This window comes from Klebsiella sp. K4, assembly GCF_014596785.2.
In the GTDB taxonomy this organism is placed as follows: Bacteria; Pseudomonadota; Gammaproteobacteria; order Enterobacterales; family Enterobacteriaceae; genus Klebsiella; species Klebsiella pneumoniae.
Genome location: NZ_CP115021.1, coordinates 516,232 through 534,158 on the forward strand (window position 1 = coordinate 516,232; position 17,927 = coordinate 534,158).

Here is a 17,927-nt window from a genome sequence, read left to right on the forward strand (position 1 = left end):
CTTGATTGTTTATGCAATAGGGTTGGTCGCCGCGCTGACGATTGATCCAGGTCATCGCCGTCGGTGACGAAAAGTGGCAGGCTTGGCCCCCTTTGTTGAGGGCGGTCTATCAGATTATGCAGTTACAGAAATTAGTCAATATGTTTGGTGGGGATCTTATGCGTCGCTATGGCGAAAAGGTCCATAAGCTAACGCTGCACGGCGGTTTTAGCTGCCCAAACCGCGACGGCACGCTGGGCCGCGGCGGTTGCACTTTCTGTAACGTGGCATCGTTTGCCGATGAGGCGCAGCAGCATCGCTCTATCGCCGAACAGCTCGCTCATCAGGCGCAGCTCGTCAACCGGGCGAAGCGCTATCTGGCCTATTTTCAGGCCTACACCAGCACCTTCGCTGAAGTACAGGTGCTCCGTTCAATGTATCGTCAGGCCGTCAGTGCCGCAAATATCGTTGGCCTGTGCGTCGGCACCCGCCCGGACTGCGTTCCGCAGGCGGTCCTTGACCTGCTGAGTGAATACCATCAGCAAGGGTATGAGGTATGGCTGGAGCTGGGGCTGCAAACTGCTCATGATAAGACCCTGCATCGCATTAACCGTGGACACGATTTCGCCTGTTATCAGCGTACCGCGCGCCTGGCGCGAGAGCGGGGCCTGAAAGTCTGTGCGCATCTGATCGTCGGTCTGCCCGGAGAGAGCCAGGGGCATTGTCTGCAGACGCTGGAGCAGGTAGTGGCGACCGGCGTGGATGGGATCAAATTGCATCCACTGCATATTGTGAAAGGCAGCATTATGGCCAAAGCGTGGCAGGCCGGGCGTCTCGATGGCATTGAGCTGGAGGCGTATACCGTCACCGCTGGAGAGATGATCCGCCATACGCCGCCGGAGGTGATCTACCACCGTATTTCCGCCAGCGCCCGTCGGCCCACGCTGTTGGCGCCGCTGTGGTGTGAAAATCGCTGGACCGGCATGGTTGAACTGGATCGTTATCTGAATCAGCAGGGCGCTCAGGGCTCGGCGCTGGGCCGTAGCTGGGTTGCTCCCCAGGCTGAGTGAGAAGTACGAGCGTGATGTCCGGAACAATGCGCGGACATCGCGCTCCTGCCATTTATGCCTGGCTGGCTTTCATCGTCACACGCGGAGTTTTGATCACGAACAGCACCAGCAGGGCGCCAAGCGCGGCGATAGTGCCGGCGAGAACGAAAGCGCTGTCAAATTTACCAGTAGACTGCACGATATAGCCGGTAACAATCGGCCCCACGATGCCGGAGACGCTGCCGATAAGATGGATAAAGCCGCTGGCGCCGCCGACGCGGGATTTATGCACCACGTCCTGGATAATCGCCCAGTAGATCGCCCCGGTTACATAGAGGAAAAAGATGGAGACCGACATCAGCAGAACGGCAGGCACGACGCTGCTGACGGTACCCGCCAGTCCCACGCAGATAGCGGCCATCAGCAGGCATACCACCAGCACAATTTTGCGCGACAGCAGCAGGCGCCCGGTGAGTTTAAAAATTTTATCGGAAATATAGCCCCCAAGCGCCAGACCGACAAAGCCGACTATCCATGGGATCATAGTGGTAAGGCTCATCTGTTTAATATCCAGATGGTGCTGTTGTACCAGATAGGACGGGAACCAGCTGAGAAAGAAAAACAGAATATAGTTGTAGCAGAAGAAGGCAAAGGCCGTTACCAGAATAATTGGCTGTTTCAAATAATAACCCAGCGAGTGAGCTGTTTGATTTTCTATTGTTTCCAGCGCGACTTCTTCTTCTTTCATTTTATTAATCAGCTTAAGTTCTTCCTGGCTGACTTTTTTGTGCTTTTCGGGCGAATTAGCGGCAATGAAAAACCACGCTATCATCCATACAATACCGATAGCGAAAATAATCATAAAAGCCGGGCGCCAGCCGAATGCCAGGGCCAGGTAACCGACGATGGGGCCGGCGACCGCGCCGCCCAGCGGAGAGCCTGCGCTGAGAAAGCCGACGGCGGTAGCCGCTTGCTTTTTAGGAAACCAGCCGTTGATCATCTTGTTCGCCGATGCGCAGATCGGGCCTTCCGCCATCCCGAAAAGCACCCGCAGCACCAGCATGGAATAAAAGCCGGTGGCTACCGCGGTTAAGCCGCAAAACAGCGACCACAGACCGACCGCCAGGCCCATTACCAGCGTTGCGCCAAACTTATCCACGGCCAAACCGCCAATAAAATTAAATACCGCGTAGCCGAAGAAAAAGCTGCCGAAAATAATGCCGAACTGTTCAGCGTTAAGTGCAAGGTCCTTTTCAATCATCGGGACCGTAATGGATAATGCCACCCGGTCAAGATAATTTATCATATATACTAAAAATAATAACAGGACGATAATCCAGCGGATATTTTTTCCCATGATAACACCATGCTCATTATATTATTTATATCAGGCGCGGCGGATATGCAGATATCCGTCGGCCGTTATTCTATACGATGCCGGTTTAACCCAGCTGCAGCAGCACTTTGCAGCAGGTCTTACGGTCGTTAGCAAAAATCTCCATGGCCTCTTTCACCTGCTCCAGCGGCATACAATGGGTGATTAACGCCTCCGGACGAATAAGGCCTTTCTCCATCCAGTCGATGACCAGCGGAAAACGCCCGCTGTTCAGCCGGGAGGAGAAAATAGAAATTTCTTTACTGGTGATGCTTTGCTGAGTGAGGGTTGAGGCCTCGCCGGAGAAACCGAGTATACCGATGCGGGCGGCGGGGGAGGCGAGGAGAATGGCTTCCTGCAGGATCGCCGGGTGGCAGGCGGCATCAATGACCAGCGTGGGGGCAAGCTGCCGCTGCGCCAGCTGTTCCCCGAGCAGCTGGTCAGTGTTATCGAGCGTCAGATCGGCGCCGTTTTCCCGGGCCATCTGCAGACGTTCGGCAATGCGATCCACGACGATCACCTGCTTAACGCCATATACCCCCTTTAGCGCCTGAATGATTGTCAGCCCCATCGGGCCAGCGCCGTAAACCAGGGCAATATCTTGCGCCGTGGGCTGCAGCTGGGCGGTAATATTTGCCGCGATGGTAAAAGGCTCAACCATCGTTGCCTGACGGTCGCTGATAGCCTCGGGGATGCGCCAGGCATTTTTCGCCGGCACGCAGGCATAGTCGCTAAATCCCCCGTCGCGGTGAACTCCTATGACCTGGAGCTGCGTACAGACATTCGGCCTTCCTACCGAGCAAGGATAACAATGGCCGCAGCTGACAACGGGGTCCACCGCGACACGCTCGCCGATGCGTGCCGGAGATACCTGCTCGCCGACGGCGTCGATGATGCCATAGAATTCATGGCCGATGACGCGGGGATATTTCGCGAAAGGGTTGTGGCCGTGATAGATGTGTACATCGGAACCACAGATCCCGGCAAAAGCAATTTTCACCCGTACTTCATGGGCGCCCGGAACTGGAACCGGACGTGATTCAATGTTCAGTTGGCCTGGCTCTTTGACGACGACGCTTCTCATTTTGATTCCTTCCATTGTCTTTTTTCTGAACAAATTACGCTACTTTTATTACCATACAAGTATGCAAAAGATCATAATCAGGCCTGGATCACATTTGAGAAAGCTCGGCAGAAAAAGCCATGGCATGATTAATCTATTGAAATAAATTGAAAAAAATTATGAATGCGCCGACGCATTCACCGCTGGCGAGCCGGTCGGCAGGAATGTGATCGCTATCACGACAGCCAACGCTCAATCATCTATGATTACTGGTATGGTAGTAGGGTAAGTTAAACTAAGTTGAGCAGGTGAAGACAATGCAGATGACAATGCGCTGGTTTGGACCAGAGGAAGACAAGATTTCATTAGAACATATTCGCCAGGTGCCTGGCGTTGAGGGGGTGGTCGGCGCGCTCTACGACGTCGCGGTGGGCGAAGTATGGCCGGTGGATAAAATTGAGCGTCTGGTCGGTCAGGCCCATGCCGCAGGCCTGAAAATGGAGGTGATCGAGAGCGTCAACATCCATGACGACATCAAAATCGGCCTACCTACCCGTGACCGCTATATTGCCAACTACCAGCAGACCATCCGCAACCTTGCCCGCTTTGGCGTTAAAGTCATCTGCTATAACTTCATGCCGGTTTTCGACTGGATGAAGACGGATATGAACTACGTCCTGCCGGATGGCTCGCTGACGATGGCGTTTGAGAAGAAAGATATCGATAAGCGGCTGGAAGACGTGGTGAAGGAGGTGCTTGAGAATTCAAACGGCTTCGCCTTGCCGGGCTGGGAGCCGGAACGGCTGGCGGAGGTGCAGACCCTGTTTGCCAAATATAGCGCGGTGGATGATCAGAAGCTGCGGGAGAACCTGGTTTATTTTCTGCAGACGGTGATCCCGGTTTGCGAAGAGGTTGGGGTGAAAATGGCGATCCACCCGGACGACCCGCCGTACTCCATTTTTGGCCTGCCGCGGGTGGTCAAAAACCGCGACGATCTGGACTGGATCTGCCGGGCCGTCGATTCACCCGCCAACGGCATTACGCTCTGCACCGGCTCGATTGCCGAAGATCCTGATAATGACGTGTACGCCATCCTGGCCGAATTTACGCGGCGTAAGCGAATTCATTTTGCCCACGTCCGCAATATAAAGCTGATGCAGGATAAAGACTTTTACGAGTGCGCCCATCCGTCAGAGTACGGCTCCCTGGATATGTACAAAGTGATGCAAGCGCTGTATGACAACGGATTCGACGGCTATATTCGCCCGGATCATGGTCGCTTTATCTGGGGAGAGACCGGACGGCCGGGCTATGGCCTGTTCGACCGCGCCCTCGGCGTGACCTACCTGAAAGGACTCTGGGAGGCGTTAAGCAAGCGTTAATCCCTCTTCTGATCCCCCTCTTTTGCGGCTGGTTCGCCTCAGCGGCCGGCCGCCGTATCGACTCCTGCCCGCATTTTTTGCACAACTTACAGCGCATTGCTCAGAATTGAGTATTATTGTGCGGAGTTGTCGTGAAGGAATCCCCTATGAAGCAAATTCGTATGCTGGCGCAGTATTATGTCGACCTGATGATGAAGCTGGGTCTGGTCCGCTTTTCGATGCTGTTGGCTCTTGCGCTGGTGGTGCTGGCCATCGTGGTACAGATGGCGGTTACCATGGTGCTGCATGGCCAGGTTGAAAGTATCGACGTTATCCGCTCTATCTTCTTTGGCCTGCTGATCACGCCTTGGGCGGTCTACTTTCTCTCGGTGGTGGTGGAGCAGCTCGAAGAGTCCCGTCAGCGTCTTTCGCGGCTGGTGGACAAGCTGGAGGAGATGCGTGAGCGCGATCTAAAGTTGAACGTCCAACTGAAAGATAACATCGCGCAGTTGAATCAGGAGATTGGCGAACGTGAAAAAGCGGAAGCCGAGCGCGAAACCACCCTCGAGCAGTTGAAGATTGAGATGAAAGAGCGTGAAGAGACGCAGATCCAGCTCGAACAGCAATCCTCCTTTCTGCGCTCTTTCCTTGATGCTTCCCCGGACCTGGTCTTCTATCGCAATGAGGATAAGGAGTTTTCAGGCTGTAACCGGGCGATGGAGCTGCTGACCGGCAAAAGCGAGAAACAGCTGATCCACCTCAAACCGCAGGACGTCTATAGCGAAGAGGCGGCGGAAAAGGTACTGGAGACCGACGAGAAGGTGTTCCGCCATAATGTATCGCTGACCTATGAGCAGTGGCTGGACTATCCCGATGGCCGCAAAGCGTGCTTTGAAATCCGCAAGGTCCCCTACTACGATCGCGTCGGTAAGCGTCGCGGCCTGATGGGCTTCGGCCGCGATATCACCGAACGTAAACGCTATCAGGACGCTCTTGAGCGCGCCAGCCGGGATAAAACCACCTTTATTTCCACCATCAGTCATGAGCTGCGTACCCCGCTAAACGGGATCGTCGGGCTGAGCCGAATTTTGCTGGATACCGAGCTGACCAGCGAGCAGGAAAAATACCTGAAAACTATCCATGTCTCGGCGGTGACGCTGGGGAATATCTTCAATGATATTATCGACATGGACAAAATGGAGCGCCGTAAGGTGCAGCTCGATAACCAGCCGGTGGACTTCACCAGCTTCCTTGCCGACCTTGAAAACCTATCCGGCCTGCAGGCACAGCAGAAGGGGCTGCGCTTTGTGCTGGAGCCGAGCCTGCCGCTGCCGCATAAGGTAATCACGGATGGGACCCGCCTGCGGCAGATCCTGTGGAATCTTATCAGTAACGCCGTGAAGTTTACCCCGCAGGGCGGAGGGGTAAACGTCCGCGTGCGCTATGACGAAGGCGATATCCTGCACTTCGAAGTGGAAGACTCCGGAATTGGTATTCCTGAAGCGGAACAGGACAAAATTTTCGCCATGTATTACCAGGTCAAAGACAGCCACGGCGGCAAACCGGCCACCGGAACCGGGATTGGTCTCGCCGTCTCGCGACGCCTGGCGCGTAATATGGGCGGTGATATCAGCGTTACCAGCCAGCCGGGTAAAGGGGCGACCTTTACGCTTACCGTCCATGCGCCTGCCATTGCGGAAGAAGTGGAAGATACGCTGGCGGAAGACGACATGCCATTACCGGCGCTCAACGTGCTGCTGGTTGAGGACATTGAGCTCAACGTTATTGTGGCCCGTTCAGTGCTGGAAAAACTGGGTAACAGCGTTGATGTGGCGATGACCGGGAAAGCCGCGCTGGAGATGTTTGAGCCAGGCGAATATGACCTTGTGCTGTTGGATATTCAGTTACCGGACATGACCGGACTGGATATTTCCCGTGAACTGAAACAGCGCTTTGCCGCTGACGAGCTACCGCCGCTGGTCGCCCTCACCGCCAACGTGCTGAAGAATAAGAAAGAGTATCTCGACGCCGGGATGGACGATGTATTGAGTAAGCCGCTATCGGTGCCAGCGCTAACGGCCATGATCAAGAAATTCTGGGATGCACCGGATGAGGAAGCGCAGGAAGCGCCGGCGGCCGATCTGCATAAAGCCGACGCGGTGCTGGATACCGATATGCTGGAGCAATATATCGAGCTGGTGGGACCGAAGCTTATCAACGATGGTCTCGCGGTGTTTGAGAAGATGATGCCGGGCTACATGTCCGTTCTGGAGTCTAATCTGACCGCCCGCGACCAAAAAGGGATTGTCGAAGAGGGACATAAGATCAAAGGGGCGGCCGGTTCTATCGGACTGCGCCACATCCAGCAGCTGGGCCAGCAGATCCAGACTCCGGATCTGCCTGCCTGGTCTGATAATGTCGCTGAATGGGTTGAAGAGATGAAATCCGAGTGGCAAAACGATGTAGCGGTACTGAAGGCGTGGGTGGCGAAAGCCAGCAAAAAATGACCCCGGACAGACCGGGGTGCGCGAATACTGCGCCAACACCAGGGAACTGGTGGTTGAGCCAGTGTTGTTTGAGTGATGTTGTTACGTGGCGCAACCGAAGAAGTGGATTGCTCGCTCATTAAGATAGCAAAGCTTAACTAATTTGTTACATGAATCAGTAAAATATGTGAAGCATAGCGAGTTAATCGACATTTTTGACTGGTTTCAGCGAGTTGCATGGAGGAGCGAAAGCGATGAAAAAAATTGGTGTGGTACTGGGCGGCTGCGGCGTGTACGACGGCAGTGAAATCCATGAGGCGGTGATTACCCTGCTGGCGATCGCGCGCAACGGCGCGCAGGCAGTGTGCTTTGCGCCCGATAAACCGCAGCGCGATGTCATCAACCATCTAACCGGGGAGGCGATGCCAGAGCAGCGCAATGTGCTGGTGGAAGCAGCGCGTATCGCCCGCGGCGACATCCTGCCGCTGGCGCAGGCGCGTGCGGAGACGCTGGACGCGCTGATCGTCCCTGGCGGCTTCGGCGCGGCGAAAAATCTTAGCAGCTTCGCCGCCGAGGGCAGCGAATGCCAGGTGGATCCCGATCTGCGGGCCCTGGCGCTGGCGATGCATCAGACCGGCAAGCCGCTGGGCTTTATGTGCATTGCCCCGGCGATGCTGCCGAAAATCTTTGCGTTTCCGCTGCGGATAACCATTGGGACCGATCTTGATACCGCCGATGTGGTGGAAGAGATGGGGGCAGAGCACGTGCCTTGCCCGGTCGACGACATCGTGGTGGATGAAGACAACAAAGTGGTCACCACTCCGGCGTATATGCTGGCGGAGAACATTGCGCAAGCCGCCACCGGAATTGAGAAGCTGGTGGCCCGCGTGCTGGCGCTGAGCGCATGAGGCTCCGCATTGCGCCCTTTGCGCTGCTGAAACGTCTGGCATTGCGTCTGCTGCTGATCGCCGCCGTTTTCTGGGGCGGGGGGATCGCGCTGTTTAGCGTGCTGCCGGTGCCGTTTTCGGCGGTGATGCTTGAGCGGCAGGTGAGCGCCTGGCTGTCCGGCGATTTCCATTATCTGGCGCATTCCGACTGGGTCGCTATGGATAAAATCTCCCCATGGATGGGGCTGGCGGTGATTGCCGCCGAAGATCAGAAGTTCCCGGAACACTGGGGGTTCGACGTGTCGGCGATTGAGAAAGCGCTGGCGCACAATGAACGTCACGAGACCCGCATCCGCGGCGCGTCAACGCTGTCGCAGCAGACGGCGAAAAACCTGTTTTTATGGGATGGCCGCAGCTGGCTGCGTAAGGGGCTGGAAGCCGGGCTGACTGTCGGGATCGAAACCGTGTGGAGTAAAAAGCGGATCCTGACCGTCTACCTGAATATTGCCGAGTTCGGCGATGGGATATTTGGTGTGGAAGCGGCCGCCCAGCGCTATTTTCATAAACCCGCCAGTCAGCTGACGCCGGGGGAAGCGGCTCTGCTGGCCGCGGTGCTGCCGAACCCGATCCGCTATCGCGCCGATGCGCCGTCAGGCTATGTGCGCAGTCGTCAGGCCTGGATCTTACGCCAGATGCGACAGCTGGGCGGGGAAGGGTTCATGCGCGAGCATAAGCTCTATTAGCAGGTTACTCCGGCGCCGGGGCTGGTACAGTCGCCAGTCGTCCGTCGCCGGGAAGCGTCACGTTTAGTCTTCGTCAAAGCCAGCGTTAAACAGGGCAATCACCGCGGCGAGGGCTTCAACTTCCTGCGGACCGCTGGCCTCCACCTCTATCTGTCGCCCTTTCGCCGAGTCCAGCATCAGCAGGGCAATCACGCTGTTGGCTTCCGCCTCCGTGCCTTCATCGTTGCGCAGCAGTACTTCGGCATCGAAATTCTGCATCAGTTCGAACAGCTTCATCGCCGGGCGGGCGTGCATGCCCAGCTTATTGGTGATTTCAACGGTCTGCTTTACGGTCATGATTTACGTTTTTCCAGCGTCCGATGACGAGACTGCACGTTCTTGCCGCGCGAGCGGAAGTAGTCAGCCAGTTGTTCAGCAATATAAACCGAACGATGTTTACCGCCGGTACAGCCAATGGCCACCGTCAGATAGCTGCGATTGTTGGTCTCCAGCATCGGTAACCATAGCTCAAGATAGCTTCGGGTCTGATAAATAAAGTTGTGCACTTCAGTGTGCCGATCGAGGAAGGCGGCCACTGGTTTATCCAGGCCGGTCATTGGACGCAGTTTCGGATCCCAGTGCGGGTTGGGCAGAAAGCGCACGTCAAAGACGTAATCGGCATCGATCGGAATACCGTGCTTGAAGCCGAAGGATTCGAAGACCATCGTCAGTTCACGCTCGCGTTTACCCAGCAGTCGGGTACGCAGCATCTCGGCCAACTCATGCACCGACATTTCCGACGTATCGACGATCAGATCGGCGCGGGAGCGCAGGGGCTCCAGCAGATCGCTCTCTTCGTCGATGGCGCTTTCCAGCGACAGATTCTTGCTGGAGAGCGGGTGCAGGCGACGGGTATCGCTGTACCGGCGGATCAGGGTATTGCGGTCGGCATCAAGGAACAGCAGCTGCGGAGAAAAACATTCCGGCAGATTCTGCATCGCCTGCTCGAAGATCTCCGGGGATTCCGGCATGTTACGCACGTCGATGCTGACGGCCGCGGAGATATTGCGGTCAGCCAGCGACCGCGCCAGGTCAGGCAGCAGCACGACCGGCAGGTTATCCACGCAGTAAAAGCCCATATCTTCCAGCGCTCGCAGAGCGACGGATTTCCCCGAGCCCGAGCGGCCGCTGACGATCATCAGTACCATGTACCGTTTCTCCTCAGTACGATAAAGGATAAGGTGCGACTGCCGTTATGCGTCATCGCTGCTTCCTGCTTCGGTGATGATCTCATACAACTCTTCATCGCTCTGCGCCGCGCGCAGGCGACGACAAATCGCTTTGTCCGCCAGCCGTTTGGCCACCAGGGAGAGCGTATGCAGGTGAGTTTTTGTCTGGTCGGCCGGCACCAGCAGCGCGAACAGCAGGTCGACAGGCTGATTGTCGATCGCGTCGAAGGCGATGGGGGTTTCCAGCTGGACAAAAACGCCGACAGCACGCAGCGTATCCTCTTCCAGTTTTCCGTGGGGAATGGCGATACCATTGCCGATCCCGGTACTGCCCATTTTTTCGCGGGTGAGGATCGCTTCGAACACCACCTGCGGCGGCAAACTTAACTGTTTGGCGGCCAGTTCGCTGATGATTTCCAGAGCACGCTTCTTGCTCTGGCAGTGCACCTGGCTACGGGTACATTCCTGGTTCAGGACGTTGCTCAGTTGTAGAGCCGAATCGTTGTTCATCATAATTTCACCTGAGCGCCCCCGCGCCCGTCGCCGATGATATCCAGCGGCGGGCGCAAGGGGGCCCGGACAATTAGTGTTGTTTTAGTTTATCTTTGTGCTTCGTTAACTGTCTTGCCAGCTTGTCGATAAGACCATCGACAGCCGCATACATATCCTGCCCTTCCGCACTGGCATGGATTTCGCCACCGTTGACATGCAGATTCGCGTCCGCAATTTGCGTCACTTTCTCTACTTTTAACACAATATAGACCTGATTGATCCGGTCGAAAAATTGCTCCAGCTTGCTGAACTTCGCCGTAACGAATTCGCGCATCGCAGGCGTAATTTCGACGTTGTGTCCTGTAATGTTGAGCTGCATAGTGTCTTCCTTATCGGTTATGTCAGACCAGTTGTTTACGCTGGTTTGACGGCGGGATGGATAAAGACTCTCTGTACTTCGCGACAGTGCGGCGCGCCACCATAATACCCTGCTCGGACAGCATGGAGGTGAGCTTACTGTCGCTCAACGGCTTCGCGGGGTTTTCCGCGGCGATGAGCTTCTTCACCAGCGCGCGAATCGCCGTCGACGAGGCTTCGCCTCCGCCTTCGGTATTCACATGGCTGGAGAAGAAATACTTCAGTTCAAAAATACCGCGCGGACTGTGCAGATATTTTTGCGTGGTGACACGGGAAATCGTCGATTCATGCATCTCGACGGCCTGGGCGATATCGGCCAGCACCATCGGCTTCATATACTCTTCACCCTGTTCGAAAAAAGCCTGCTGCTGCTCTACGATGCAGCGGCTGACGCGCAGCAGGGTATCGTTGCGGCTTTCCAGACTTTTAATCAGCCAGCGGGCTTCCTGCAGATTGCTGCGAATGAACTGGCCGTCGGCGTCATTGCGGGCGCTGTTGCCCATTGCCGCATACTGCTGATTTATTTTCAACCGTGGAATGCTGTCGGCGTTGAGCTCGACGGTCCAGCGGCCGCTCACCTTGCGCACCAGCACATCCGGGATGACATATTCCGGTTCGCTGGTCTGAATGGACTGGCCAGGGCGAGGATCCAGGGACTGGATCAGATTGACCGCCTCTTTAAGCACCTCTTCTTTCAGGCGGGTGACTCGCATTAGAGTGCGGAAATCATGGTTGGCCAGCAGATCAAGATGGTCGCTGATAATCAGCCGGGCCTCTTCCAGCCACGGCGTCTCTTTAGCAAATTGCGACAGCTGGATCAGCAGGCAGTCGCGCAGATCTTTCGCTGCGACGCCAACCGGATCAAAACGCTGGATTCGCTTGAGGACCGCTTCCACCTCCTCCAGGCCGATCTCGTCATCGCCGATGCTGTCGACAATATCTTCAATCTGAATCGTGAGGTAGCCCGTATCGTCGACGGCGTCGACGATAGAGGTGGCAATAGCGCGGTCGGTGTCGGTGAAAGGCGTCAGCTCAACCTGCCACATCAGATAGTCCTGCAGCGTCTGGGTGGTCTCGCCTTGATAGACGGGAAGCTCGTCGTCCTGATAGTCGACGCCGTTACCCGACGGCGTGCCAGCGGTATAGATTTCATCCCAGCTGGCATCGAGAGGCAGTTCGTCGGGCATCTCTTTTTGCTCAAGCGCATCGACGGTATCGAGGGACTCGCGGTCCTCCACCTCTTTTGCCTCTACCTCGTCGTGAAGATCGGTTTGCTCAAGCAACGGGTTACTTTCCAGCGCTTGCTGGAGCTCTTGCTGGAGTTCTAACGTGGACAACTGCAGCAAACGAATCGCCTGCTGCAGCTGCGGCGTCATGGCAAGCTGTTGGCTAAGCCTTAATTGCAAACCTTGCTTCATGTTCAGGGTAAATATCTCCGGCTAAAACGTCTGTAACCTCTACCCTATCAGAGTCTGAAGTCTTCCCCAAGATACACGCGCTTAACCTGCTCATCTTCGAGGATCTGCTGCGGTGTACCATGAGCGATAAGGTGTCCCTGACTGACAATATACGCGCGTTCGCAGACCGCGAGGGTCTCACGGACGTTATGGTCGGTAATCAGAACGCCGAGACCGCTGTCGCGCAGGTGCTCAATGATGCGTTTAATATCGATAACGGAGATCGGATCCACGCCGGCAAAGGGTTCATCCAGAAGAATAAATTTCGGATTCGCCGCCAGCGCGCGGGCGATTTCGACGCGGCGGCGTTCACCACCGGAGAGCGCCTGACCGAGGCTGTCGCGCAGGTGCTCAATATGAAACTCTTCCATCAGCTCTTTAGCGCGATCTTCCCGTTGTTCGCTGGTTAGATCGTCACGGATCTGCAGGACCGCCATCAGGTTGTCATAGACGCTGAGGCGACGGAAAATCGACGCTTCCTGCGGCAGGTAGCCGATGCCCCGTCGCGCGCGCGCGTGCAGCGGCAGCAGGCTGATGTCTTCGTCATCGATGATGATATTGCCTGCGTCGCGGGGCACAATCCCGACCACCATGTAGAAGGTGGTCGTTTTACCGGCGCCGTTCGGGCCGAGCAAGCCGACAATCTCGCCCGAGTTAACGGTGAGACTGACATCTTCCACCACGCGGCGGCCTTTATACGCTTTAGCGAGATTCTTCGCAGTTAAGGTTGCCATAACGGATTAGTTACTCTTCTTTTGCTGGTTGCCGCTTTTATCCTGCAGCTCGGACGGCACCAGAACGGTGGTGACGCGTCGACCTTTGTCGCTGAAGGCCTGCATTTTTTGCTCTTTCACCAGATAGGTGATCTTGTCGCCCTTGATGTTGCTGTCGAGCTGTTCCAGATAAGCGTTGCCCGTCAGCACGACGTAATCGTTCTGCAGCTCGTAGCGCATTTTCGACGCCCGGCCTTTTACCGGCTTGCCGTTATCCTGCATCTGATAGAAAGTAGCCGGGTTACCGAAACCTTCGATCACCTCTTTGCCTTTCTCGTTGCCCGGACGGGTGACCACCACTTTATCAGCGTTAATCTTGATCGTCCCCTGGGTCACGACCACGTTACCGGTGAAGGTGACGACATTGCCCTGCATGTCCAGCGACTGCTGATCGGATTCGATATGGATCGGCTGATCGGTATCGCCCGTCTTAGCGAGGGCCGGCAGGCTGGCGGCCAGTAACGCGCCGGCGAGCGCAATCTTAAGGCTGAGTTTGTTTGTTCTGAATTTCATAAGAGGTTCTCACCTTTTCAATCAGCTCGGCATTTTTGCTGCGAAGGTTTCCACGCATTTTCAGGCCGCTGGAATTAAATGTGGTGCCGTATAACGTCACCATGTCATCGGAGGTAACGTCCTGCGTTACCAGATTTATCTGGGCGTTATCCGTCGTAATTTTGCGCAGTTGAGAATCTGGCGCGAGCGCATTCACCTCAACGTGCCCGTAAAGATAGAGCATCCGGTCATTCGTCAGCTTCGCTTTGTCTGCTCTGACCGACCAGGTAGGCACCTTGTTAGTATCAAAAGTGGTCATCACCGGTTTGGTAAACCAGGAGACCTCCTGATCGGAAAAATATTCCACGTGCTCGGCAATCAGCCGATAGCTCAGGGCGCCTTCCGGACTGTATACCACGGTGTCGGTATGTTCGCTTTTATACGTAGGGTCGTTAGGATTGACCTCCGGCTGGGCCGTGTCGTCCGTATTCGCCAGATTCAGGCCGATAAGGATCAGCGCGAGCAGCGACAGTAAAATGATAACCCAACGTCTGGTTTTACTCATATTGATTGCCCTTTGGCCTCATCCAACTTGCCCTGCGCCAATAGTAACAAATCGCAGACTTCGCGTACCGCGCCGCGTCCGCCGTTAATTCGCGTGACATAATTCGCCCGCGGTAGCAGCAGCGGATGCGCATCGGCGACGGCGACGCTAAGGCCCACTTCGGCCATCACCGGCCAGTCAATCAGATCGTCGCCGATGTAGGCGACTTCTTCCGGCCGCACGTGCAGTTTGTCCGTCAGATCGCGGAACGCCAGCAGCTTGTCCGACTGCCCCTGGTACAAATGCGTGATGCCCAGCGTCTGACAGCGATCTTCTACCAGTTTAGCTTTTCGCCCGGTAATAATCGCCACTTCAATACCCGAGGTCAGCGCGCAGCGGATACCATAGCCATCGCGGACGTTAAACGCTTTCAGCTCCTCGCCGTGATTACCCATATAGATAAGCCCGTCGGATAATACACCGTCGACATCAAGGATCAGTAGACGGATCTTCGCCGCGCGATCGACAAACGCCTGGCTTACCGGCCCGTAGCAGGTCGCTAACTGAGCATCAGCATTATTCATTATTTTTTCCTTACTTACACTACGCCCGCGCGCAGCAGATCGTGCATATGTACCACACCCAGCAGATGGTCGCCATCGGCAACCAGCACGCAGGTGATATGACGGGATTGCATCAGGTTTAGCGCATCCACCGCCAGAGTGCCGGGGCGGATGCGGATACCTCCCCGGGTCATGACGTCGGCAATGCTGGCATCGCGCATATCAACGCCGGTATCGAAGACCCGGCGCAGGTCACCGTCGGTAAAGATACCGATGATGTTCATATCGTCATCGCAGATAGCGGTCATGCCTAAATTTTTACGCGTGATTTCCAGCAGCGCATCGCGCAGGGTCGCCTGCAGGCCGACGTGCGGGATTTCATCACCGGTATGCATAATATCATTGACCCGCAGCAACAGCTTACGGCCGAGTGCGCCGCCCGGATGCGACAGGGCGAAATCCTCAGCGGTAAAGCCGCGGGCTTCCAGCAGGGCGACGGCGAGGGCATCACCCATCACCAGCGCGGCGGTGGTGCTCGACGTGGGCGCCAGTCCTAACGGGCAGGCCTCCTTCGGCACTTTCACGCACAGATGGATATCCGCCGCGCGCGCCATGCTGCTCTCCGGCCGGCTGGTGATACAGATAAGCTTCACCTGCTGGCGCTTGAGGACCGGGATCAGCTCGAGGATTTCATTCGATTCGCCGGAGTTCGACAGCGCAATTACCACATCCTGCGGGGTGACCATACCTAAATCACCGTGCGCCGCTTCGCCGGGGTGGACAAAAAATGCCGAGGTGCCGGTACTGGCGAAGGTTGCCGCCATTTTGCGGCCGATGTGGCCGGATTTGCCCATCCCCATCACCACGACTTTCCCGCCGCAGCGGAAAATCGTTTCGCAGGCATGGGTAAAGTCTTCATTTATGTATTGATCGAGCTGGGCCAGACCTTCACGTTCAATTTCCAGCACCTGACGGCCTGCCTGTTGAAAGTCAAAATCCGTGGGCAAATCTATTTGCGACATGATGTTATCCCGAATCATTCAACGAAGAGCGGTGCTGTCCAAAACAGCATCGCCAACCAAACCACAAAGCCGCCGACCAGCAGCGCGCCAACCAGTCGTCCCGGCTGCTGCTGACGGCGCCAGCACAGCACTGCGAAGATCAGGCTGACCAGCAGCATCACGCCATAATCGCGAGTGAAGGCTTCGGTCGCAAAGCTCCCCGGCGCGATCAGCGCCGGTAAACCCAGCACCAGTGCGATATTGAGGATATTGGCGCCGATGATATTGCCGATGGCAATATCATCTTCCCCTTTCCGCGCCCCGGCGATGGCGGTGGCCAGCTCCGGCAGGCTGGTGCCTATCGCCACCACCGTCAGGCCGACGGTCAGTTCGCTGATGGCGAAATAGTTTGCCAGCACTGTACTGTTATCCACCACCATGCGGGTCGCCATCGGCATGACGATCATCGCTACCCCTAACCAGAGCAGGGCGACCGGCAGCGACCCTTCGCGTGGCAGCTCCGCCAGCTGTTCGCGGGTCAGGCTATCGCTTCCCTGGCGCTCCGCCAGGCGAGCGATTTTGATGGTGAACAGCAGCCACAGAAGCGCTAATGCCAGTAAAAATAGCCCGTCGAGACGGGTCAGTTGTCCATCGTAGAGCACCAGTCCCGCCAGCACGCTGACCAGCAACATTAGCGGTAATTCGCGGCGCAGAATATCAGAATGCACGGTAAATGGCCTGAGTAAGGCGGCGAGACCGAGGATCAATAAGATATTGGTGATATTAGATCCGAGCGCGGTGCCGACCGCCAGATCGGTCTGCCCGTGCAGCGAGGCCGCGGTGGCGACCATGATCTCAGGCAGGCTGGTGCCGATACTGACCACTGTCATGCCGATGATCAGCGGCGGGATCCCCAACATACGACACAGGATGGAGGCGGCATAGACCAGACGATCGGCGCTGTAGACAACCAGCAATAAACCAATAATTAACAGAGCCGTCGCTAAGAGCATCTAAAGTCCTTTCTTCAGGTATAATCGTCGCCTCGCTGGGTTATCCCTACGCAGCGTAACGAATTCTTAATTTTGACTTTATGTGTGCCAAAAGTAAAACAAATGCCAGCTTTCGCTAACCTGTGCAGGTAAGATTCTGTAAAAATGTTGTGATTGTGGCGCAAGAAAGGGCCATGCTTGCCCGTCAGGTGTTTAGTAAGGATGATTTTATGAGCCAAACTCAGGCGAATTTAGTTGAAGTGCGCGGTATCCGCTTTTCACGCGGCGATCGTGTGATCTTCGACGACATCTCGCTGTCGGTGCCGCGCGGTAAAATTACTGCGATCATGGGACCTTCGGGGATCGGCAAGACTACCCTGTTACGCCTGATCGGCGGCCAGATCCCGCCGGACAGGGGAGAGATCCTGTTTGATGGCGAGAACGTGCCGCAGATGACGCGTTCGCGTCTTTATACGGTGCGTAAGCGGATGAGCATGCTGTTCCAGTCCGGCGCGCTGTTCACCGATCTCAATGTCTTTGACAACGTTGCCTATCCGCTGCGCGAACATACGCATTTGCCGCCTGCGCTGCTGCATACGACGGTGATGATGAAGCTGGAAGCGGTGGGGCTACGCGGTGCGGCGAAGTTAATGCCTTCTGAGCTTTCCGGTGGGATGGCGCGCCGCGCCGCCCTGGCGAGAGCCATTGCCCTGGAGCCGGATCTGATTATGTTCGACGAACCGTTCGTCGGGCAGGATCCCATCACTATGGGCGTGCTGGTGAAGCTGATTTCTGAACTCAACAGCACGCTGGGTGTCACTTGCATCGTGGTTTCGCACGATGTGCCCGAGGTGCTTAGCATCGCGGACTACGCGTATATCGTGGCGGATAAAAAGATTGTCGCCCACGGTAGCGCCCAGTCGCTACGGGAGAATACCGATCCTCGGGTTCGTCAGTTCATTGATGGTATTGCCGACGGTCCGGTGCCGTTCCGTTATCCTGCTGGCGACTATCACCATGATTTATTAGGCATAGGGAGTTGAGC

At 56.0% G+C, this 17,927-nt stretch carries 19 protein-coding genes; 6 read left to right on the forward strand and 13 right to left on the reverse strand.

The window, feature by feature from the left end; translation table 11 throughout:
- Positions 1–116 precede the first annotated feature (116 nt).
- Positions 117–1,049 carry a TIGR01212 family radical SAM protein gene (locus IB144_RS02505; protein WP_002918455.1) on the forward strand — a complete coding sequence of 311 codons (933 nt, stop codon included), beginning with the start codon at positions 117–119 and terminating at the stop codon, positions 1,047–1,049.
- Between the two features lie 52 nt (positions 1,050–1,101).
- Here the strand turns inward: IB144_RS02505 and IB144_RS02510 are convergent, their stop codons facing one another.
- The gene (locus IB144_RS02510; protein ID WP_002918453.1) at positions 1,102–2,385 is read right to left on the reverse strand and encodes an MFS transporter; all 1,284 of its coding nucleotides are present in this window, start codon (positions 2,383–2,385) and stop codon (positions 1,102–1,104) included.
- A gap of 85 nt (positions 2,386–2,470) precedes the next feature.
- A complete protein-coding gene (locus IB144_RS02515) occupies positions 2,471–3,487 on the reverse strand; it encodes a Zn-dependent oxidoreductase (protein ID WP_065888796.1) in 1,017 nt (338 codons plus the stop codon).
- Positions 3,488–3,783: 296 nt separating this feature from the next.
- Here IB144_RS02515 and uxuA point away from each other — a divergent pair, with 296 nt between their 5' ends.
- The 4 genes from uxuA to mtgA all read left to right on the forward strand — a co-directional run bounded on the left by uxuA (position 3,784) and on the right by mtgA (position 8,943).
- Positions 3,784–4,848 (forward strand): mannonate dehydratase, encoded by a 1,065-nt coding sequence (gene uxuA, locus IB144_RS02520; protein WP_102016853.1) that lies wholly within the window; start codon positions 3,784–3,786, stop codon positions 4,846–4,848.
- Between the two features lie 146 nt (positions 4,849–4,994).
- Positions 4,995–7,334 carry an aerobic respiration two-component sensor histidine kinase ArcB gene (gene arcB / locus IB144_RS02525; protein ID WP_002918444.1) on the forward strand — a complete coding sequence of 780 codons (2,340 nt, stop codon included), beginning with the start codon at positions 4,995–4,997 and terminating at the stop codon, positions 7,332–7,334.
- 233 nt (positions 7,335–7,567) lie between these two features.
- Positions 7,568–8,221: an isoprenoid biosynthesis glyoxalase ElbB gene (gene elbB / locus IB144_RS02530; protein WP_064174686.1), complete on the forward strand. Its 654-nt coding sequence runs from the start codon at positions 7,568–7,570 to the stop codon at positions 8,219–8,221.
- Positions 8,218–8,943, forward strand: coding sequence for a monofunctional biosynthetic peptidoglycan transglycosylase (gene mtgA, locus IB144_RS02535; protein ID WP_004144927.1), 726 nt, complete (start codon positions 8,218–8,220; stop codon positions 8,941–8,943). The genes elbB and mtgA overlap by 4 nt, the downstream gene beginning before the upstream one ends.
- Positions 8,944–9,006: 63 nt before the next feature.
- Here mtgA and npr read toward each other — a convergent pair whose 3' ends face one another.
- The 11 genes from npr to IB144_RS02590 form a co-directional block, all read right to left on the reverse strand.
- Positions 9,007–9,279 carry a PTS phosphocarrier protein NPr gene (gene npr, locus IB144_RS02540; RefSeq protein ID WP_002918431.1) on the reverse strand — a complete coding sequence of 91 codons (273 nt, stop codon included), beginning with the start codon at positions 9,277–9,279 and terminating at the stop codon, positions 9,007–9,009.
- On the reverse strand, positions 9,276–10,130 hold the full coding sequence (gene rapZ, locus IB144_RS02545; RefSeq protein ID WP_002918428.1) for an RNase adapter RapZ: 855 nt from the start codon (positions 10,128–10,130) through the stop codon (positions 9,276–9,278). The genes npr and rapZ overlap by 4 nt, the downstream gene beginning before the upstream one ends.
- A gap of 45 nt (positions 10,131–10,175) precedes the next feature.
- The gene (gene ptsN, locus IB144_RS02550; protein WP_004144926.1) at positions 10,176–10,664 is read right to left on the reverse strand and encodes a PTS IIA-like nitrogen regulatory protein PtsN; all 489 of its coding nucleotides are present in this window, start codon (positions 10,662–10,664) and stop codon (positions 10,176–10,178) included.
- 70 nt (positions 10,665–10,734) lie between these two features.
- Entirely contained in the window at positions 10,735–11,022 is a 288-nt protein-coding gene (hpf, locus tag IB144_RS02555) for a ribosome hibernation promoting factor (protein ID WP_002918423.1), read from the reverse strand.
- 22 nt (positions 11,023–11,044) lie between these two features.
- Positions 11,045–12,478, reverse strand: a complete 1,434-nt coding sequence (gene rpoN, locus IB144_RS02560; protein WP_002918420.1) for an RNA polymerase factor sigma-54 — start codon at positions 12,476–12,478, stop codon at positions 11,045–11,047.
- Between the two features lie 47 nt (positions 12,479–12,525).
- On the reverse strand, positions 12,526–13,251 hold the full coding sequence (gene lptB / locus IB144_RS02565; protein ID WP_002918417.1) for an LPS export ABC transporter ATP-binding protein: 726 nt from the start codon (positions 13,249–13,251) through the stop codon (positions 12,526–12,528).
- 6 nt (positions 13,252–13,257) lie between these two features.
- The gene (gene lptA / locus IB144_RS02570) at positions 13,258–13,803 is read right to left on the reverse strand and encodes a lipopolysaccharide ABC transporter substrate-binding protein LptA (protein ID WP_002918415.1); all 546 of its coding nucleotides are present in this window, start codon (positions 13,801–13,803) and stop codon (positions 13,258–13,260) included.
- Positions 13,772–14,347: an LPS export ABC transporter periplasmic protein LptC gene (lptC, locus tag IB144_RS02575; RefSeq protein WP_002918413.1), complete on the reverse strand. Its 576-nt coding sequence runs from the start codon at positions 14,345–14,347 to the stop codon at positions 13,772–13,774. The genes lptA and lptC overlap by 32 nt, the downstream gene beginning before the upstream one ends.
- A complete protein-coding gene (kdsC, locus tag IB144_RS02580; RefSeq protein ID WP_002918405.1) occupies positions 14,344–14,910 on the reverse strand; it encodes a 3-deoxy-manno-octulosonate-8-phosphatase KdsC in 567 nt (188 codons plus the stop codon). The genes lptC and kdsC overlap by 4 nt, the downstream gene beginning before the upstream one ends.
- Positions 14,911–14,924: 14 nt before the next feature.
- Entirely contained in the window at positions 14,925–15,911 is a 987-nt protein-coding gene (kdsD, locus tag IB144_RS02585; protein ID WP_048290960.1) for an arabinose-5-phosphate isomerase KdsD, read from the reverse strand.
- A gap of 14 nt (positions 15,912–15,925) precedes the next feature.
- The gene (locus IB144_RS02590; RefSeq protein ID WP_002918397.1) at positions 15,926–16,903 is read right to left on the reverse strand and encodes a calcium/sodium antiporter; all 978 of its coding nucleotides are present in this window, start codon (positions 16,901–16,903) and stop codon (positions 15,926–15,928) included.
- Between the two features lie 209 nt (positions 16,904–17,112).
- Between IB144_RS02590 and mlaF the strand changes: the two genes are divergently transcribed.
- On the forward strand, positions 17,113–17,925 hold the full coding sequence (gene mlaF, locus IB144_RS02595; RefSeq protein WP_004150950.1) for a phospholipid ABC transporter ATP-binding protein MlaF: 813 nt from the start codon (positions 17,113–17,115) through the stop codon (positions 17,923–17,925).
- Positions 17,926–17,927: the final 2 nt, after the last annotated feature.